The sequence below is a fragment of the Bradyrhizobium sp. sGM-13 genome (genome assembly GCF_018398875.1).
GTDB lineage: Bacteria > Pseudomonadota > Alphaproteobacteria > Rhizobiales > Xanthobacteraceae > Bradyrhizobium.
The window spans coordinates 19,402-34,100 of record NZ_JAGWDK010000043.1 but is presented as its reverse complement, the minus strand read 5'-3'; the positions used below and the strand labels follow the sequence as shown (position 1 = coordinate 34,100).

18 protein-coding genes and 3 pseudogenes are annotated in these 14,699 nt (G+C 57.4%); 13 read left to right on the top strand and 8 right to left on the bottom strand.

The annotated features are described in order from the left end of the window. Window positions 1-157: transposase (locus tag KJQ96_RS42285; RefSeq protein ID WP_375293234.1), on the bottom strand; the 157-nt coding region annotated here is incomplete at its 3' end. Between the two features lie 353 nt (window positions 158-510). On the opposite strand from KJQ96_RS42285, the gene KJQ96_RS40730 reads away from it, so the two are divergent. After that, on the top strand, window positions 511-1,605 hold the full coding sequence (locus KJQ96_RS40730; protein ID WP_309142507.1) for a TatD family hydrolase: 1,095 nt from the start codon (window positions 511-513) through the stop codon (window positions 1,603-1,605). Between the two features lie 9 nt (window positions 1,606-1,614). Here the strand turns inward: KJQ96_RS40730 and KJQ96_RS34080 are convergent, their stop codons facing one another. Further along, entirely contained in the window at window positions 1,615-2,133 is a 519-nt protein-coding gene (locus KJQ96_RS34080) for a PIN domain-containing protein (RefSeq protein WP_249734849.1), read from the bottom strand. Between the two features lie 52 nt (window positions 2,134-2,185). After that, window positions 2,186-2,653 (bottom strand): helix-turn-helix domain-containing protein, encoded by a 468-nt coding sequence (locus tag KJQ96_RS34075; protein WP_213290632.1) that lies wholly within the window; start codon window positions 2,651-2,653, stop codon window positions 2,186-2,188. Window positions 2,654-2,908: 255 nt separating this feature from the next. Here KJQ96_RS34075 and KJQ96_RS34070 point away from each other — a divergent pair, with 255 nt between their 5' ends. From KJQ96_RS34070 to KJQ96_RS34055, 6 genes are all read left to right on the top strand, one after another. Next, on the top strand, window positions 2,909-3,361 hold the full coding sequence (locus tag KJQ96_RS34070; RefSeq protein WP_213290631.1) for a hypothetical protein: 453 nt from the start codon (window positions 2,909-2,911) through the stop codon (window positions 3,359-3,361). Between the two features lie 6 nt (window positions 3,362-3,367). Continuing rightward, window positions 3,368-3,979, top strand: a complete 612-nt coding sequence (locus KJQ96_RS34065) for a hypothetical protein (RefSeq protein ID WP_249734848.1) — start codon at window positions 3,368-3,370, stop codon at window positions 3,977-3,979. Next, entirely contained in the window at window positions 3,969-4,217 is a 249-nt protein-coding gene (locus KJQ96_RS40725; protein WP_249734846.1) for a nucleotidyl transferase AbiEii/AbiGii toxin family protein, read from the top strand. Before KJQ96_RS34065 ends, KJQ96_RS40725 begins: the two co-directional genes overlap by 11 nt. After that, entirely contained in the window at window positions 4,214-4,441 is a 228-nt protein-coding gene (locus tag KJQ96_RS40720) for a hypothetical protein (RefSeq protein WP_249734844.1), read from the top strand. The genes KJQ96_RS40725 and KJQ96_RS40720 overlap by 4 nt, the downstream gene beginning before the upstream one ends. A gap of 44 nt (window positions 4,442-4,485) precedes the next feature. After that, window positions 4,486-4,743 (top strand): nucleotidyl transferase AbiEii/AbiGii toxin family protein, encoded by a 258-nt coding sequence (locus KJQ96_RS40715; RefSeq protein ID WP_249734843.1) that lies wholly within the window; start codon window positions 4,486-4,488, stop codon window positions 4,741-4,743. An 883-nt stretch (window positions 4,744-5,626) separates the two neighbouring features. Beyond that, window positions 5,627-6,319 (top strand): outer membrane protein, encoded by a 693-nt coding sequence (locus tag KJQ96_RS34055; RefSeq protein ID WP_057903015.1) that lies wholly within the window; start codon window positions 5,627-5,629, stop codon window positions 6,317-6,319. A 236-nt stretch (window positions 6,320-6,555) separates the two neighbouring features. On the opposite strand, the pseudogene KJQ96_RS34050 reads toward KJQ96_RS34055, so the two are convergent. After that, window positions 6,556-6,834: pseudogene (locus tag KJQ96_RS34050) on the bottom strand (helix-turn-helix domain-containing protein); the annotation flags it as partial. On the opposite strand from KJQ96_RS34050, the gene KJQ96_RS41850 reads away from it, so the two are divergent. Beyond that, the gene (locus KJQ96_RS41850; RefSeq protein WP_213290630.1) at window positions 6,833-7,153 is read left to right on the top strand and encodes a MarR family transcriptional regulator; all 321 of its coding nucleotides are present in this window, start codon (window positions 6,833-6,835) and stop codon (window positions 7,151-7,153) included. The pseudogene KJQ96_RS34050 and the gene KJQ96_RS41850 sit on opposite strands and share 2 nt — an antisense overlap. A 145-nt stretch (window positions 7,154-7,298) precedes the next feature. Here KJQ96_RS41850 and KJQ96_RS34040 read toward each other — a convergent pair whose 3' ends face one another. From KJQ96_RS34040 to KJQ96_RS42280, 4 genes and pseudogenes are all read right to left on the bottom strand, one after another. Next, window positions 7,299-8,060 carry an autoinducer binding domain-containing protein gene (locus KJQ96_RS34040; RefSeq protein ID WP_213290629.1) on the bottom strand — a complete coding sequence of 254 codons (762 nt, stop codon included), beginning with the start codon at window positions 8,058-8,060 and terminating at the stop codon, window positions 7,299-7,301. A 244-nt stretch (window positions 8,061-8,304) separates the two neighbouring features. Further along, complete coding sequence (locus tag KJQ96_RS34035) at window positions 8,305-8,502, bottom strand: hypothetical protein (RefSeq protein ID WP_375293233.1); 198 nt, start codon at window positions 8,500-8,502, stop codon at window positions 8,305-8,307. A gap of 352 nt (window positions 8,503-8,854) precedes the next feature. Continuing rightward, window positions 8,855-9,093 (bottom strand): annotated as a pseudogene (locus KJQ96_RS40705) (electron transfer flavoprotein subunit alpha); the annotation flags it as partial. Between the two features lie 16 nt (window positions 9,094-9,109). Then, window positions 9,110-9,509 (bottom strand): annotated as a pseudogene (locus KJQ96_RS42280) (nitrogen fixation protein FixA); the annotation flags it as partial. A gap of 762 nt (window positions 9,510-10,271) precedes the next feature. Between KJQ96_RS42280 and aepX the strand changes: the two are divergent. The 5 genes from aepX (at window position 10,272) to KJQ96_RS42275 (ending at window position 14,641) form a co-directional block, all read left to right on the top strand. Beyond that, complete coding sequence (gene aepX, locus KJQ96_RS34025) at window positions 10,272-11,141, top strand: phosphoenolpyruvate mutase (protein WP_213290635.1); 870 nt, start codon at window positions 10,272-10,274, stop codon at window positions 11,139-11,141. A gap of 417 nt (window positions 11,142-11,558) precedes the next feature. Further along, on the top strand, window positions 11,559-12,335 hold the full coding sequence (locus KJQ96_RS34020; RefSeq protein ID WP_213290628.1) for a phosphocholine cytidylyltransferase family protein: 777 nt from the start codon (window positions 11,559-11,561) through the stop codon (window positions 12,333-12,335). 34 nt (window positions 12,336-12,369) lie between these two features. Further along, window positions 12,370-12,981 (top strand): CDP-alcohol phosphatidyltransferase family protein, encoded by a 612-nt coding sequence (locus tag KJQ96_RS34015; RefSeq protein WP_213290627.1) that lies wholly within the window; start codon window positions 12,370-12,372, stop codon window positions 12,979-12,981. Window positions 12,982-13,009: 28 nt separating this feature from the next. Continuing rightward, complete coding sequence (locus KJQ96_RS34010; RefSeq protein ID WP_213290626.1) at window positions 13,010-13,789, top strand: class I SAM-dependent methyltransferase; 780 nt, start codon at window positions 13,010-13,012, stop codon at window positions 13,787-13,789. Between the two features lie 387 nt (window positions 13,790-14,176). After that, window positions 14,177-14,641, top strand: a complete 465-nt coding sequence (locus KJQ96_RS42275) for a GNAT family N-acetyltransferase (protein WP_213290625.1) — start codon at window positions 14,177-14,179, stop codon at window positions 14,639-14,641. Window positions 14,642-14,699 lie beyond the last annotated feature (58 nt).

Sequence of the window (14,699 nt, the reverse complement as noted above, 5' to 3'; positions counted from 1 at the left end):
GCCGCCGTTTGATCGTGCGAAGATTGGCGTCGGAGCAGTAGCCGGCGTCGGCCGACACTTCGTCGGGATTGGTCCCCAGATTGGCCCTGATCCCGTCGAGCAACGGCGCCAGTTGCGCCTGATCGCTCGAGGAACTGGTCAGCGTCTGCGCCACGATGATCTGATGGGCACCATCGACCGCGGCCTGGGCGTTGTAGCCCTGGATGTAACCGTCCTTGGTCTTCAGGATGCGGCTTTCCGGGTCGGTGAAATTGCGTTGCGCCTTGCCGTCGGGCTCCGTGTTCGGCGGCGCGGACGTCTTGCCGTTCTTTTTGCCCCCTTCGGCGATGCGGCGCTCCTCGGCTTCGGCCCGCGCCTTGCGCTCCGCCTCGGCTGCGGCCTTGGCTTCGGCCTCCAGCGCGGCCTTGGCCTCGCGGATCTTCTCAAGCCGCTTCTGCTTGTCGGCCACCCAATCGGGCATCTCGTCGCCGCGCTTGTCGCCGTAGAGCTTACACCGACTATTTCGAACGAATCCTTCGAGCCCATACCGGGGAGCCACGCTTCTCGCTTCCCTACTGGGACTACTTTCGGCCCGAGAACTATCGATTTCCGCGCGAGTTCGGAACGAGAAGGCTGGACCAGCCGCTCGACGGAGACGACTCGAATCCGCTCTATCATGCGCAGCGGAATCTCTATTTTACCGATTGGGAGCACTGGTCCGGAAACAATCTGCCGTATTCCCAACTCACGCCTGAAGCGGTCGACTGGGCGCCGGCGCGCGACTCCGTAGTATTCTTCGGACAGACTGAGCGAGAAGGATTGGCTGGCGGAACAGTGGACGAGGACTCAAGCACTCGCGGACGGCTGGAAAGCTTTCCTCAGGATCCCATCCATCGTCTGGTGGGCGTCGTGATCCCGAGACCACCGCTTCCGAACCCCGCAGACCCTGCAAATCCGATCCCGCAGGAGCCGGTGGCCGGCGGGATGGCCTTTCCGCCGACGGCCGGCTTCGACCCAATCTTCTACGTGCATCACTCCAATATCGATCGTTTGTGGGCGGAATGGTCGTGCATGCCAGGTAAGAATTGGGGCCATTTCCCGCCCCAGGACTGGTTCGACGACAATCCGTGGCACTTCTATGACGTCACGTTGGAAAACGGCCAGCTGAAGCCGGTCGAGGTCAGCAAAAGCCGCAAAGATTATTTCGACTATCGGGCGCTCGGCGTTTCCTTCAAATCCGAAGACCTCTCCAAGACTCCGCTGCCGCTACCCGATCCCATTCCCGGCCCCGCGCCGGCTCTGCTGGCTAGCCTAACCTCCTTCGCCAACGTCGGAAGTTTTTCAGCGGTCAAGCGCGATATGCAGCGCGCGGCCGCCTTGGGATGCTATTTTTCTGTCAATGCCGAGATGACACGCTCGGACCGGGGTCGGATCCTCGTCACCGAAATGCCCTTGGATCGCATTCTCACCGAAACGGACGGTCCCTTCACTCAAATGGAAGGCAGGCCGGCGGAGCCGGCAGACATCCGACTAACGGTCGCATCTATCGCCGATGTCAGAAAAATAGCTGCCGACGCCGTGTCCGACATTATTCGCGCAAACCTGCAGACGCTCCTCAAAACCTGAGCGATCCTCTCACTCGGGCTCCTTTGTTGCCGCAAGATCGGAACCACTTGTCTGGTGGTCGAACGAACGCCATCGCGCGGCGAATTTTGTCAACCCCGCTCTGAGCTCGAGGTCGGCAATATATTCGTCCCAGGAAGGCAAGCTCTTCGTAAGGTTGGCCGCCGCCTCTCGTGTTGCGGCTTCGATAAAGCCCGGTGCTTCGTCGAATAGCTCAACGAGAAAATCGTCCGGCGACAACACTCGGACGCCGAGCTTTGCGAGCTCGCTTGCATCGAAATCATTGAGGTTGTTTGTGATCAGTGCACAGGCTTGCACCGCGACGGCTGCACCGGCTACGTGGCGGCCTTTGGGATCCGTACTTCTGATAGCTTGGTCGGCGTCGAAATCGCAAATGATCGCATCCGGAAAGTGCTTGCGAATGAGCGGCAGGGTTCGCTGCGAAACCCGATCTCTCGTCCGATCCTCGAGATTGCGGAGCCACTCATCTTCGATGCGATCCGTCCACCGGGCCTCGAACGCGTCATTCAACGCAAGCTGAAGCAGGAGATTGCGAAGTGCGTTCGAGTATAGAACGTTTGCATCAAGGAGCCCGGTTACCGGTCTCGGCATAGTTCGCCTCGAGATCCTCGGTATCGGCAGCTATTTCAGCCGCAGCCTTCCGGCGCTGCTCCTCATGCTGCTTCAGGCGCGCGACATCTGCGACACGGATTCGTCTATGGGTGCCTACCTGCCGGAACGGCAGTTTCCCCGCATCCATGCGCTTGTACACGACGGGACGAGAGATGCCCAACATCTCGGCTGCCGTCTCTGGGGAAACCTCATGCTCCGCCTTGAAGACCAAGGTTTCGCCCGGCTGCGAGATGGCGTCGAGAAAATCGTGCACCGCTCGCAAGAGCGATGCAGGCATCTCTGTCAGGATCGGCTTCCCGGAGGGATCTGTGAAGAACAGGCCGCCAGGCGCTGCAACCCCGCCAAGCAGGCCCGCGCCCTTCTTTGCCTCTTCCCGATCACGATCATCGATCTTGAGCTTGGTGACCACGTCAGTCATGGCCCATACCTCCGCGCATCTGTAATAAGTGTAATGATTGTCAGATGACATTTCAAGACAGTTATAATTATCCAAGTAATAACATAGACTTAGATTATCAGAAGGCGTTGTGCATCGATCACCAAGCCTCTTTTGGTCCCCGGCGAGACTCGCGTCGATCGATCGCCGTCGGTAACGTTCCGAAAAATTTTCGCAAGGCCTTCCCGGAAAGGCCACCTGCAGCGCAACACGCATTGGAGGCCTGGTCGGCAATCAATGGACTATGAGGCGACGCATCTTTCCCTCGGCGAGGTTCGCCGCATCATCGGCCGCTTGCGCGGGCCCGACCTCGTGCGCCTGTCGTTGTTAGCCCGCGCCTGGGCAGCCGGCCTACGCTACCATGATACGGATGATCTCCTCTACGAGGCGCTCGACCGCATCTTGTCGGGGCGGCGGCTGTGGCCCAGCGAAGTCCCGCTTCCAGCATTCCTTTCACAGGTGATGCGCAGCATCGCGAGCCAGTGGCGCCAGGAAGATCGTCGCGAACCTCTGAGGGAAGACGAAACCGACCAGATGTTCGAGGACGAGACACAGGATCCGTCAACCAGATACGAAATGGACGACCTCATCTCACGAATGCGTTGCGCCCTTGCTTCGGATCCGATCGCTTTAGGCATCTTCTATGACCATACATTGCATGGATTTTCAATGAGAAAACTTTCGAAATAGTCAGTTTTGACTTATACTCCAGACCATGACGAAGCTCGATACCCTCAAAAGGCACTGAAGCCCGGCCAAGCCTATCGGCGCGCGGATCTGGCGCGCTGGTCGACCTCTGTCGATCGGCATCTCAAGCAGCTGGTTGAGAGCGGTACCCTCAAGAAGCTTTCGGGCGGGCTCTACGCCTATCCGAAGGAAACGGTGTTTGGGCCGGCTCCCGCTGCTGACAAAGAAGTCGTTAGCGCTTTTCTCAAGGACGATACATTTCTCCTGGCTTCGCCGAATGCCTACAACAGTCTGGGAGTGGGCACGACGCAGCTTTATGACAAGACCGTCGTCTACAACCACAAGCGCCACGGGGACTTTCAGCTAGGCAGCCGCAAGTTTGCGTTTCGCGTGAAGCCGCGCTTTCCAAAGTCGCTTACAAAGGAATTTCTCCTTATTGACTTCGTCAACAACGTTGATCAGCTCGCGGAAGCCAAGGACGAGGTTCTCAAGCGGGTAGTGCAACGCGCCGCGTCGTCCGACCGGCGGCGCTTGCGTCGCGCCGTCCGCGAGTATGGGAACGAGCGAACAAAGAAATTCTTCGAGCGTGCGCTAAGGGCGAGCGAATTGCATGCCGCGTGATTTCCTCCACAATCATCCTCAGTTTGCTGACCTGATCCGGATTGTGGCGAAAGTAAAGGGCATTGATCCACCGCTCGTCGAAAAGGACTACTGGATCATGCATTGCCTCTACGGGCTGCACCAGCTCGGCTTCACATTCCAGCTGAAGGGTGGAACTTCCCTTTCGAAAGGACATCAGATCATCAATCGGTTTTCGGAGGACATCGATATTCTCATCGAACCTCCGACCGGGATGTGAAGACCGGCAAGAACCACAACAAGCCGCCGCATATCCGATCCAGAAAGGACTTCTTCGACTGGCTGGCCCAAATGATCAAGATCGACGGCATCACGAAGGTGGAGCGCGATACCGCGTTTGATGATGTGCCCGATTATCGGAACGCAGGAATCCGTCTGATTTACACGAGCATCGCTGAACCGGGAAAGGCTGAGGGACGGCGTCCTGCTCGAGGCCGGCTTTGACAAGGTCGCGCCAAACACACCCGAGGATATCAGTTCCTGGCTTTATGACCGGACCGTCGCCAGCAACGTCGACATCATCGATAACCGCCAAGGCGGTGCCTTGCTATGATCCTAGCTACACATTCGTAGAAAAGCTGCAGACGATCTCGACCAAGTTTCGCAATCAGCAATCCGATGTCGGCGATCCGGTCGGGTTCATGCGGCACTACTATGATGTATACGAACAGCTCCAACGTCCGGAGGTTCAGGAATTCATCGGCACGGAAGGATACAAGCAGCACAAACAAAAGCGATTTCGTTAGGGCGACAACCAGAACATCGCTGGGAACGAAGCTTTTCTTCTGAGCGACGCCGAAACGACGGCCCTGTATGCGAACGCCTATGACCGCAGTCGCGCTCTCTACTATGATGACCCACCCAGTTTCGAAGAAATAAAGACTGAGATCCAGGAGTGGATCGATAAGCTTTAGGCGGGAAATCAATCAAAAGAGACGGTTCGGCTTGTCGCATGAACTCAAGGCGAGAGTTGATTTACGGTACCAGCTTTTTCAACTGTTCAATGAGGCGATAGACCGAAGCCAGTGCAGCTAATGCTGTAGCTTTACTACATGCTTCGCCCGAGCGCAGTGCTCTACCGGGATGAATGAGGTTCCGCGCATCCATCGCAAGGCCCGCTTGGTGCTCGGTTCCCGCGTCGATCACACCATGACCGCACGATTGATCAAATCAGCGAGATGTAACTGGTCCAGCGGTCGCTTCGGCGCAGTCGTAAGTGACACCTGCTTCAGGGCCCATAGGCGTGCGTGAATGAAATCGATGGTCGGCGTTGCCTCTGCTGTTTAATCAAGCGAGGCTCCGAGGGGATGCGCCCTTCTGGGGAACAACACTCAGCCAGACGATCCGATACAGTTCGTCGCTGCTCTCGCCCACGCGCGCCCCTTTATCAGCGAGCTTCGATTCGAACACCCTTCACTCCAATGTTGGCATTGACGCGCATCTCTCCCATACGCGATCAACGCCTTGGGCTGTGCACATTTGGTCATGATTTCCAAGCCTACAACCTGACGCAGCGTGAGTTTCAAGCTCTTTCTTTCGAGTGAGTGTTGCGCTGTCGTTACAGCAATTCCCGATGACGTTGCTAAGACGCGCGCGGCCCGGGGGCCATCTAAAGGAAAGAAACTGGAAATGAAGAACTTGTTGCTTGTGACTTGCAGCATCGTCGCGCTTAGCGCGGCCGCACCCGCATTCGGCGCGGATCTCGCTGCGCAGCCCGTCTATATGGCGCCGCCACCGCCGCAGGTCGCGGCCGCGATCTACGACTGGAGCGGTTTGTACATCGGTATCAACGGCGGTTGGGGCTTCAGCGATGCAACTGGTAGCACCGTGGGTGGCCAGATCGGCTATCGCCAGCAGATGGGCCAGGCGGTGTTTGGTATCGAAGGTCAGGGCAACTGGGCTGATTTCAGCGGCTCCAATGTCAGCACCATCTTCCCCCTCAATACTAACCGCAGCACGACCGACGCGTTCGGCCTGATCACCGGCCTGATCGGCTACACCTCCAACAACGTTCTGCTTTACGCCAAGGGCGGTGCTGCGGTGACGAGCAACACCCATCAGGTCACCTCAACCCTGACCGGCGCGCAGCTGGCGAGCACCGACAATACGCGTTTGGGCGCCGCGGTCGGCGCGGGTGTGGAAGTCGGCTTTGCGCCGAACTGGTCGGTCGGCGTCGAGTACGACCACCTGTTCATGCCGGACGCCAACGTGAGCTTCACCACGGCCGCTGGTGTGGTCGCGACCGATCGCATCCGTCAGGATTTCGATCTCCTGACCCTGCGGCTCAATTACAAGTTTAGCCCGCCGGTTCTCAAATACTGATCTCTTCGCGTTCAAACGGCGGATCGAAAGCCCCGGCCCTCGGGCCGGGGCTTTTTTCGAGCTATTCATCTGCCGCGGAACGTACTTCCGCGGACATTCGACCCCAGACCTACTTCCATTCTGCGGTCCGCAACGCACTGTTCAGCTTACGCATCTCACGTTTGGAAGCGCCGGATCGGCTTTCAGCCCGCACACACGATCAGATTGCTAAGAGTATGGTACCGCTTGTGCTCGACGTCTTCCTTGCCCGTCAGCTTGCGTTCCGCGCCCGGACGCGACTCCTCGCTCAAGGCCCGCTCCAGATTGCCTTCCACGAAGCGGCGCTTGGTCCGGCCGACGGTGGAGAGGCTGACACTCACGGTCCGGGCAGTCTCCTCGTCGCCGCGGCCCCTATCGGCCGCCAGCAAAATCTGCGCCCGCTTGAGCTTGCGGGCGGCGTGCTTGCCGCCGCCGAGCATCGCCGTCAGTTCATCGCGCTCGGCTTGGCTCAATTCGACCCGATAACGTACATTCATGCTTTGCCTCCTTGTCGGAGGCCGGGACGAATCCAACGATGAGTCAAAAATCAGGCGCGCGTTCACCGAGAAGCAGGGGCACTACCTCGCTTTCATCCATACCTATTCGTACATGTTCGGACAGCCGCCCGCCGAAGCCGACATCCAGCGCCATTTCCGCGTCAGCCCGCCGACTGTCCACCAGATGATCGTCACCCTCGAACGGAACGGCTTCATCCGACGTCAACCCGGCGTCCCCAGAAGCATCGAGATTCTCTTGCCACCGGAAAACTTGCCCATCCTCGAATGGCTCGGTATCAAAACGTCAAAATCACTATGATGAACCACTAGCGGCGGCCGATTCGTGGGCGACCGGCGCAGGCCTTTTGTGATTATACCGATGCAGCATCCAACTCGCTGCTATTCCCAACGAGATTAGATCGTCATGCCATGAGAATCCTGCGAGCGGACGCCACACGCTCAGGTCAGTTACCAGTTGCCAGCGCTGGCGCCGCCGAGAATTCAATGAGATTGAGGCGAACCGCTTTTACGATGGCCTGGGTGCGGTTCGTCGTACCCAACTTGCGCATCACGTTCTTAATATGAAAATTGACTGTATTATGGCTGACCTTCAGGATCTTCCCAATCTCCCAAGACGATTTTCCCTCTGCCACCCAGCGCAGGCAGTCTTTTTCGCGCTTAGACAGGGTAAGTTTCCTGTCGCAGCTGCTATTCGAGGGCCGCGCGATCTCCGCAAACGCGATATGAAACTGCCAGGCCAGTGTGTTGAGGTGACTCATACGATACTGAGGATCGGCGTCGTCGAACGGAGATGCAAAGGATACCACAGATACTCGGCCAAATGCCCCAAACAATGGCACGCTCATACCGTGCTTCAGACCTGCCTCTCTGCCCTCGTCCAGTACGCGCTGCTCGCCGGATTGCAGTTGATATTGCTTGGCGAGTTCGTCCCAGAGAAACGGCCCCGGAAGCATTGGTGTCCGCCGGACCACCGGGTCGATGACACGGTAGTTACGTTCAAAATAACGGTGGCACCAGTCAGGCGGGAAGTTCACGGTCACCGAGGGCGGTAGATACTCCGGTAGACGAGGCGGTTCCGCGAAGGTGAGTGCTCCATAGGCGACTTCACTGAAGCCCTCCTCGCTCGCACAGCTCACAAGAAGATCGAACAGCGCTTTAATAGAGCGCGTTTGCTTCGCGCATTCGATGAAGCTGAATAAGTCCATGTGGCGACTCACGAGGGCAGCCAAGAGGCCGCTATTGCGCCGTTCGATTGAGTGTTTTAAGCGGAGTCTAGTTTTATTCCGCTCAGCGAAGCCCTTGCTCCGCTCTTCATCCAGCCTGAACACTTGCGCGCTGCGGCAAATGCTATTCCCGAATTCGTTGACCTCTCCCAGCAGGCGCCCAGAAGGGACAGATCAATCGAAACCGTGGGCACGCCAATCAAGCAGCGGGGATGGAGCGCCTCTCTCACTTAAGCTCGAACAGCACACCATAACCGTGGTACTGGTAGCTCCACGTTATGTCGCCAGAGGGCTCGCCAACGAAGCGGTGGGTATCGCATTCGATGAAGCCGTCGAGGGCGATCTCCACGTCGCACTTGGCTTTCGGCTCGAAGCAAAGCGCGGGACCGGCTTTCACGAGCGAAAGAAGCTGCGGCAACGGCATTGTGCGCGCGCACCCCGATATGGGAACGACCGAGATCGATGTGATCGCGGTTGTAGAACAGCTTCTCTTCGAGGCACACTGAGGGCTCGACATTCATGTTTCAGTCTCCGCAGTTGGTATCCACAATTAGAGCGCAAGGCTTCAGTCTCTCTTGTTTATGCATGATCTCCTTCGAAAACCGGTGGCCACTTTTCCGGATCGTGCAGCGGCACAGGGCGCGGGCGAATGTTCGCCGCGCTTGGGCCGCAACGCCTTCATGTCGAATTTGGCCATAGGTAACGCGGAGGCATGCCGGCTATCCCGGCGCCGACCACGATGGCGTCGAACCTTACCTCGATCGTGACAGCCTCCTCTAGCTCGCGATCTGGACGCACGAATGCGGCCGCAGACGCGCACGAAGGCGGCCGTCGGCGCTGGCAGCAGCCGGTTCGCGTCACTACCAATATGGGCGAATTCGAAGGTCGGCGCGTTCTTCTCGATGCTAATGGCGACGATCAGGGCGGCGCCCTTGAAGCCGACCCGATGCATGATCCCGCCGGAAAGGCCGGCCGCGATAAAGAGCTTTGGCCGCATGATCTTGCCGGTGTGACCGCTACAGCAGGGCGGGCCGCTTGGCAATGCCGGGGTCGACCTTAGCGGTGTCGCCGTCGATCGTCTGCTTGCCAGTGAAGATGAAATCAGCCGGGCCATACTCGCTCCCTGTTGCGGATGCGGTCGCCAACGCATAGCTGCTCGCCAGTGTGCCGTCCTGGCGAATACGCGATCATGACCGCACGATGTGGTCGGCGCCGAAGGTCAGTGCCTTCTGTAGGGCTCGGCGGCCATCGATGAGCACGGTTACCTCGCCGCCGCACTCGTCGCTTAGCTCCGGCACTGCTCGCAGCGAGAACAGATCGTAGATGTGATAATGCTCGGCCTCCCGGTGGGCGCATGGAGTTGTTGGCCACCGGGCGCACGCGGATCTGAGCGAAGTTGGAAACCTGCTTGATGCAGACGATACCGTGCATGCGGTACTCCACAAGTTCCGAGAACCTGGAATGAGAACAGCAAGGCTCGTACCAGTTGCAGCGCTCACGAGAATCAGGCGTGGAGACAAATGCTTGAGAGAATTTGCGATCGATTGGGCACGATAGGCGATCGACGCAATTGCGACATGGTCGGAAATGCGACATCGCCTTTTGCAGCAGTTGCGACATTAGTTGATGTAGATCGAGAAGAGCGCAGCGTAAGACGGGATACGTTCTCCCCCCATCTGCGGTGAGAGCGGGGCGCGTAACACACAAGTGAGCGGCCGCAGCGTTCGCGAGGACAAAACCCATACCCCCATTCGCCTTGGACAACGCCTCGCATCGCCAGGATCAGGACGAGATGTCGGATCGGGCTCGACGTCGAGCAGAGCAAGAAGTGCCGAGCTGATGAGGTTTGCCCATTTATCGAAAGAGTGCGCTTTGCATTTCCGCCACCAACGATCGAAGATCTTATGATTGTTAGGACTTAGCCTCGACACCCGCGGCATCCTATTGCGACTTGCAACACGCTGCGACTCAGTCAACTACCAACGCTAGTAACTGATCGAGATGAAAGAAGCATGCCACCTATCGGTTGGGCTGCGGGATTGCCCGAGCGGCTTACCCCGATCAAGAACTGGGCGAAGCACGCCTTGAACATCCGGCCGGTCGAACGCACCTGCAAGGAGTGGCATGCAAGATCAATCACAATCTTTTCCTTCCAACAGCCCTGATCGATGCGCTGACTCCTCACTTGCAGAAATGCTCCGCGCTGAGATCTGCTCCAACCGCGAGCTCTCCTTCCTCATGGAAGCTCATGATGGGCTCTCTGGCGCGATCGCCAAGCGCGCAGGCTTCAAAGGTCTGTGGGCGTCGGGCCTGTCAATTGCCTGCTCTCTCGGCTACCGCGATGTCAACGAAGCATCATGGAGCCAAATCGTCGATGTGGTCGAGCGCATAGTAGATTCGACCGCGCTCCCCGTGCTCGTTGACGGCGATGGCGGCTTCGGGAATTTCAACAATGCGCGCCTTCTGGCGCGCAAACTCCGTCAGCGTGGCGCTGCCGGGGTTGCGCTGGAGGACAGCTGCTTTCCGAAAATGAATTCGTTTGTTGGTGATCGGCATCCCCTAGCCGATATCGATGAATTCTCCGGCCGTCTGCGGGCAGTGAAAGATACAGTCGCGGACGACTTGGTCCTCGTGGCACGGATCGAAGCGCTGATCGCCGGCCATGGAATGGACGAGGCAATTTTACGCGCTAGCGCTTACGCCGCCGCGGGCGCCGACGCGATCCTCATTCACTCGCGCAAGAGCACCGCGGACGAGGTCCTCTCGTTCGCGAGTGCCTGGCAGAACTGCCTTCCTGTCATAATCGTTCCAACGAAATACTATCGAACACCGGTCTCTAAATATCGGGATGCCAGCATCTCCACAGTGATCTGGGCCAACCACTCCATGCGAGCTGCAATAGCGGCAATGCGGCACGTCTGCGGCCGCATTATCGCTGAGGAAGGCATTGCCGGCATTGAGCCAGATATCGCAACACTCGATGAGGTCTTCGATTTGTTGAGGTACGACGAACTCGCCCGTGCGGAAGCGCGATATCTCCATCCCCCTGACCCACGGCAATAGCTTGTCATCCACACTACTCATTCTCGAAGGACTGCTGCGATGCGACCGCCTGCCCTATCGTCACGCTCCACTGCAATCTCGAACGAGGCATTTTTGCCTCACTGCTATTGGAAATGTCGTCAAAGGGCATAACAGACTTTACGCGGCCGAACTATCCAGTCCTGCCGTCTCTTGGCTCGCTCTGTTCACCTATCCCGATGACCAGACACCGAAGAACAGCCACGAACTCATTTCTCTTTCGGAGAACGACCGACGAGGACCATGATCTGTGCCCTTGCACCGTGGGTCGCATTTAAAAGGACACCGGAAGCCTTCACGCCACCGTAGCGAGCATAAGCGACGGCCTGAGGCGATCGACCCCCTCACCGTCCGGGGGATGACGGGGCGGGAAATCCCGCGACGATGGAAGGGAATGAAATGACCATCAATGCTCCCAAGAAAGCCGTCATTCTCGCGGCCGGCTTGGGCTCCCGCCTGCGTCCGCTAACCAACCTGCGCCCGAAGCCACTGGTCAAAGTCAACGGCACTCCGATCCTTCACAACGCTCTGCGCAATCTGCAAGCCGTCGGAGTGGAAGAGGTGACGATCGTCGTCGGTTACCGGAAGGACGCGATTCAATATGCCTGCGGGAGCCGCTTTGGCGAGCTCGAAATCAAGTATGTCGAGTCGACCGTCTTCGACCGTACCGGCAGCGCCTATTCCCTGTGGCTGGCGCGCGACGCGCTTCTTTCCGGAGACTGCTTTCTTCTCGAGGGCGATGTTTTTTTCGAGGGGGATGTGTTGCGCTACCTGATGATCGGAGGGGCGACCGATGTGGCTGCAGTAGCTCCCTTCAATGAATCGATGGAAGGGTCGGCAGTTCTGTTGTCGGATAGCGGTTTGATCTCAGGTTTCCGCATGAAGCAAACCGCAGCAAACCTTGTCGCGGATGGTCCAAGACTATTCAAGACATTGAATCTGCTACGATTCTCGGGAGCGACGCTCAGAGCAACGATCGTTCCAGCGCTGGACGATATCATCGGGTCCGGAGCTGCGCAGGCCTACACAGAGGAGCTCCTCGCCTATCTGATCGAAAGACGTGGCCTACAGCTCGCAGCGATGCGATGCGATGGTCTCAGATGGTATGAAATCGATAGCACCGAAGATCTGCGCATCGCAGAGCGCATCTTCGCGAACCGGCAAGTACTGACGTAGGTCATCGCAGCAGCGGAATAGCCACGAGGATCGGATGCTTCGATATCTGCTCGACCCAGCCAACGCCATCACAAGCCTCGGAATTCTGTTTTCGGGACTGGCGCTGCATGCGGTGCTTGCTGGGCGACTAGAACTGGCTGTAGCGATTGGCCTGTGGTCGATGTTGGCAGACCAGCTAGACGGGATCGTTGCGAAGAGAACTCCGAACCGGGGTTCAGACGTGGCTGAAATCGGGAAAAGTCTCGATGGCCTCGGCGACGTGATCTATGGGGCGGTGCTTCCAGCTGTCGTGATCATGGCGCTCGGAGAAGGAGGGCTGGTAGCCACTTCGCTCGGTATCTTCATGATTTGCGCTGGTGCATTGCGGCTTAGCTACTTTAGTCGCTCCGGCCTAACCGGCGGATACTTTACCGGCGTGCCACTTTCCTACGACGTGCCGCTTCTCGCTATATTTTTTATGACAAGGCGGTGGTTTCCTGCGGAGGTCTTCAATCCGGCGATCATGATTTCGTTCTTCTTGCTCACCTGGCTGCACGTGAGCTCAATAAAGGTGCCAGCCCCTGGGCGCGCGATGTATTTGGTCATCACCGCGTTCAGCGCAGTTTCATCCGCCATTCTGGTTAGCCAGGCCGTGCCTTTCAACTGAGACCGTATCCTACGGAGGAGGACTTGCTATGAACGAAGTTGCGATTCAGTCAGCAGTTTGTTGGGGAGATTTCTCCCTCAACGCAGCTGCTTATGGTCAGAACCCGCCCTATTCGCACGTTGTGCTTTCATCTCTTCTAAGAACGGTACGCGCTCAGTTCGACGCCGTACGGATTGTTGAGCTCGGCGCGGGGACTGGGAATTTACTAAGATCTTTCATTGACAAGGATATCCACGGATTTGCCGTCGAGCCAAACAAGGAAATGCGAGCGGTTGCGCGTTCATTGGCTCCTGATGACACACGATTCGAATGGATCGAAGGAACGGCCGAAGAGGCCAATTTGCCGCCCAGGTCAGCCAACTGGGTACTACTCGGAAACGCGTATCAGTTCGTTCAACCTGCAGCAATGTTCAAAGAGACAAGCCGAATTCTCGTACCGGGCGGATTCCTAACCATCATTTGGAACGTCCGACACTTCAAGAGAGACGCCCTACAGCGTTCTATCGAAGAGAAGGTCAAGCGCATGGCCGGAAATCTGAAGCGGACAGGAAGCTCAGTTGCCGCGCTTATGGAAAACGTGGACACCAACGGTCAATTCAACGAATACATGTACATGGAAGCTAGTCACAAACAGGTGTTTTCGTCCGAACGACTCCTCGCAAGCTGGAACGCAGGCCACGACATTCCGAGCCAAGTCTCAGCCGAAATGTGGCAACACGTCGTCAGTGAAATAGCCCGTATGATCCCAAAGCAAGACTCTATCGAGACAACTTGGCTTACCCGGGCGTGGACTTTTCAGGCCGCCTGATTTCTGGGTGACGAACGTGTCCCGACGGTGGTCAGCCGAGAATGCCGGTCAGAGCCACATCGTCAGACCATCTTCAGCGTGGATTCGCGGTCTTGATAAACTTTCTAGTATTCGACAGACCCCCTCAGTGCCCAACATTAACTGGCGTCGGCGTGATCATCGCGGCATCCGTTTACGCTCTCTATTCTGAGTGGCAAACGGTGGCTACAGCAGTCAAGTTGGGCGGGGGATAATTTCCATCATGTGTAGATTCTGCTTTGATCATTGTTGTGTCGCACTGACCGATGCGCCGTCTAGCTTCGGTACGATGCAGGAGCAATGAAAGCCCCAATACTCGGGTTTTCGAGCTGAGGTGTATACCGCGTACCAACATCAGGAGGGGCCGCCATGGGTGCGACGATGATTGAGCGGGTTACACTGAGGGACGTAGTGAAAGTGCGCCATGAAGTGTTGCGTCCGAACCAGGGGCCAGAGGCCACTATAACCGAAGTCGACAACCATCCCCGCACAGTTCACTTCGGCGCTGTGATCGCAGATGAAATTGTAGGCGTTGTCTCGAGCGGTCCGGAAGCGTTTTCGGCCGATAACGCTGTCATCGGTTGGCGTTTGCGAGGTTTTGCAGTATGTCCGCAGTATAGGTGTCGGGGGATTGGCACCGCATTATTGCAAGCACTAAGGTTGCACCTCAGTGGGACTGAATGCGAGCTCTTGTGGGCCTATGCGCGATGTACGGCTCTCACGACTTATCTAAAATCTGGCTTTGAATGCTTTGGGCCGGAGTTCGACATTCCGCCAACTGGTCTCCACAAAATCATCTGCATGAGGAATTCAGGTCGAGATGTCCAGCGCTAATAACTGCGTCGCTGTGTGTTCTTGGTCGTCTTCAATACTCAAGCCGCACACGACGTCG

Bases quoted from the DNA above. Each gene is read 5' to 3' on its own strand.
- aepX (WP_213290635.1), top strand. From the start codon at position 10,272: ATGCTCCGCGCTGAGATCTGCTCCAACCGCGAGCTCTCCTTCCTCATG.
- KJQ96_RS40725 (WP_249734846.1), top strand. From the start codon at position 3,969: ATGCCGCGTGATTTCCTCCACAATCATCCTCAGTTTGCTGACCTGATC.
- KJQ96_RS34010 (WP_213290626.1), top strand. From the start codon at position 13,010: ATGAACGAAGTTGCGATTCAGTCAGCAGTTTGTTGGGGAGATTTCTCC.
- KJQ96_RS34055 (WP_057903015.1), top strand. From the start codon at position 5,627: ATGAAGAACTTGTTGCTTGTGACTTGCAGCATCGTCGCGCTTAGCGCG.
- KJQ96_RS42275 (WP_213290625.1), top strand. From the start codon at position 14,177: ATGGGTGCGACGATGATTGAGCGGGTTACACTGAGGGACGTAGTGAAA.
- KJQ96_RS34070 (WP_213290631.1), top strand. From the start codon at position 2,909: ATGGACTATGAGGCGACGCATCTTTCCCTCGGCGAGGTTCGCCGCATC.
- KJQ96_RS34075 (WP_213290632.1), bottom strand. From the start codon at position 2,653: ATGACTGACGTGGTCACCAAGCTCAAGATCGATGATCGTGATCGGGAA.
- KJQ96_RS34020 (WP_213290628.1), top strand. From the start codon at position 11,559: ATGACCATCAATGCTCCCAAGAAAGCCGTCATTCTCGCGGCCGGCTTG.
- KJQ96_RS41850 (WP_213290630.1), top strand. From the start codon at position 6,833: ATGCTTTGCCTCCTTGTCGGAGGCCGGGACGAATCCAACGATGAGTCA.
- KJQ96_RS34015 (WP_213290627.1), top strand. From the start codon at position 12,370: ATGCTTCGATATCTGCTCGACCCAGCCAACGCCATCACAAGCCTCGGA.
- KJQ96_RS40715 (WP_249734843.1), top strand. From the start codon at position 4,486: ATGACCGGACCGTCGCCAGCAACGTCGACATCATCGATAACCGCCAAG.
- KJQ96_RS34040 (WP_213290629.1), bottom strand. From the start codon at position 8,060: ATGGACTTATTCAGCTTCATCGAATGCGCGAAGCAAACGCGCTCTATT.
- KJQ96_RS34035 (WP_375293233.1), bottom strand. From the start codon at position 8,502: ATGCCGTTGCCGCAGCTTCTTTCGCTCGTGAAAGCCGGTCCCGCGCTT.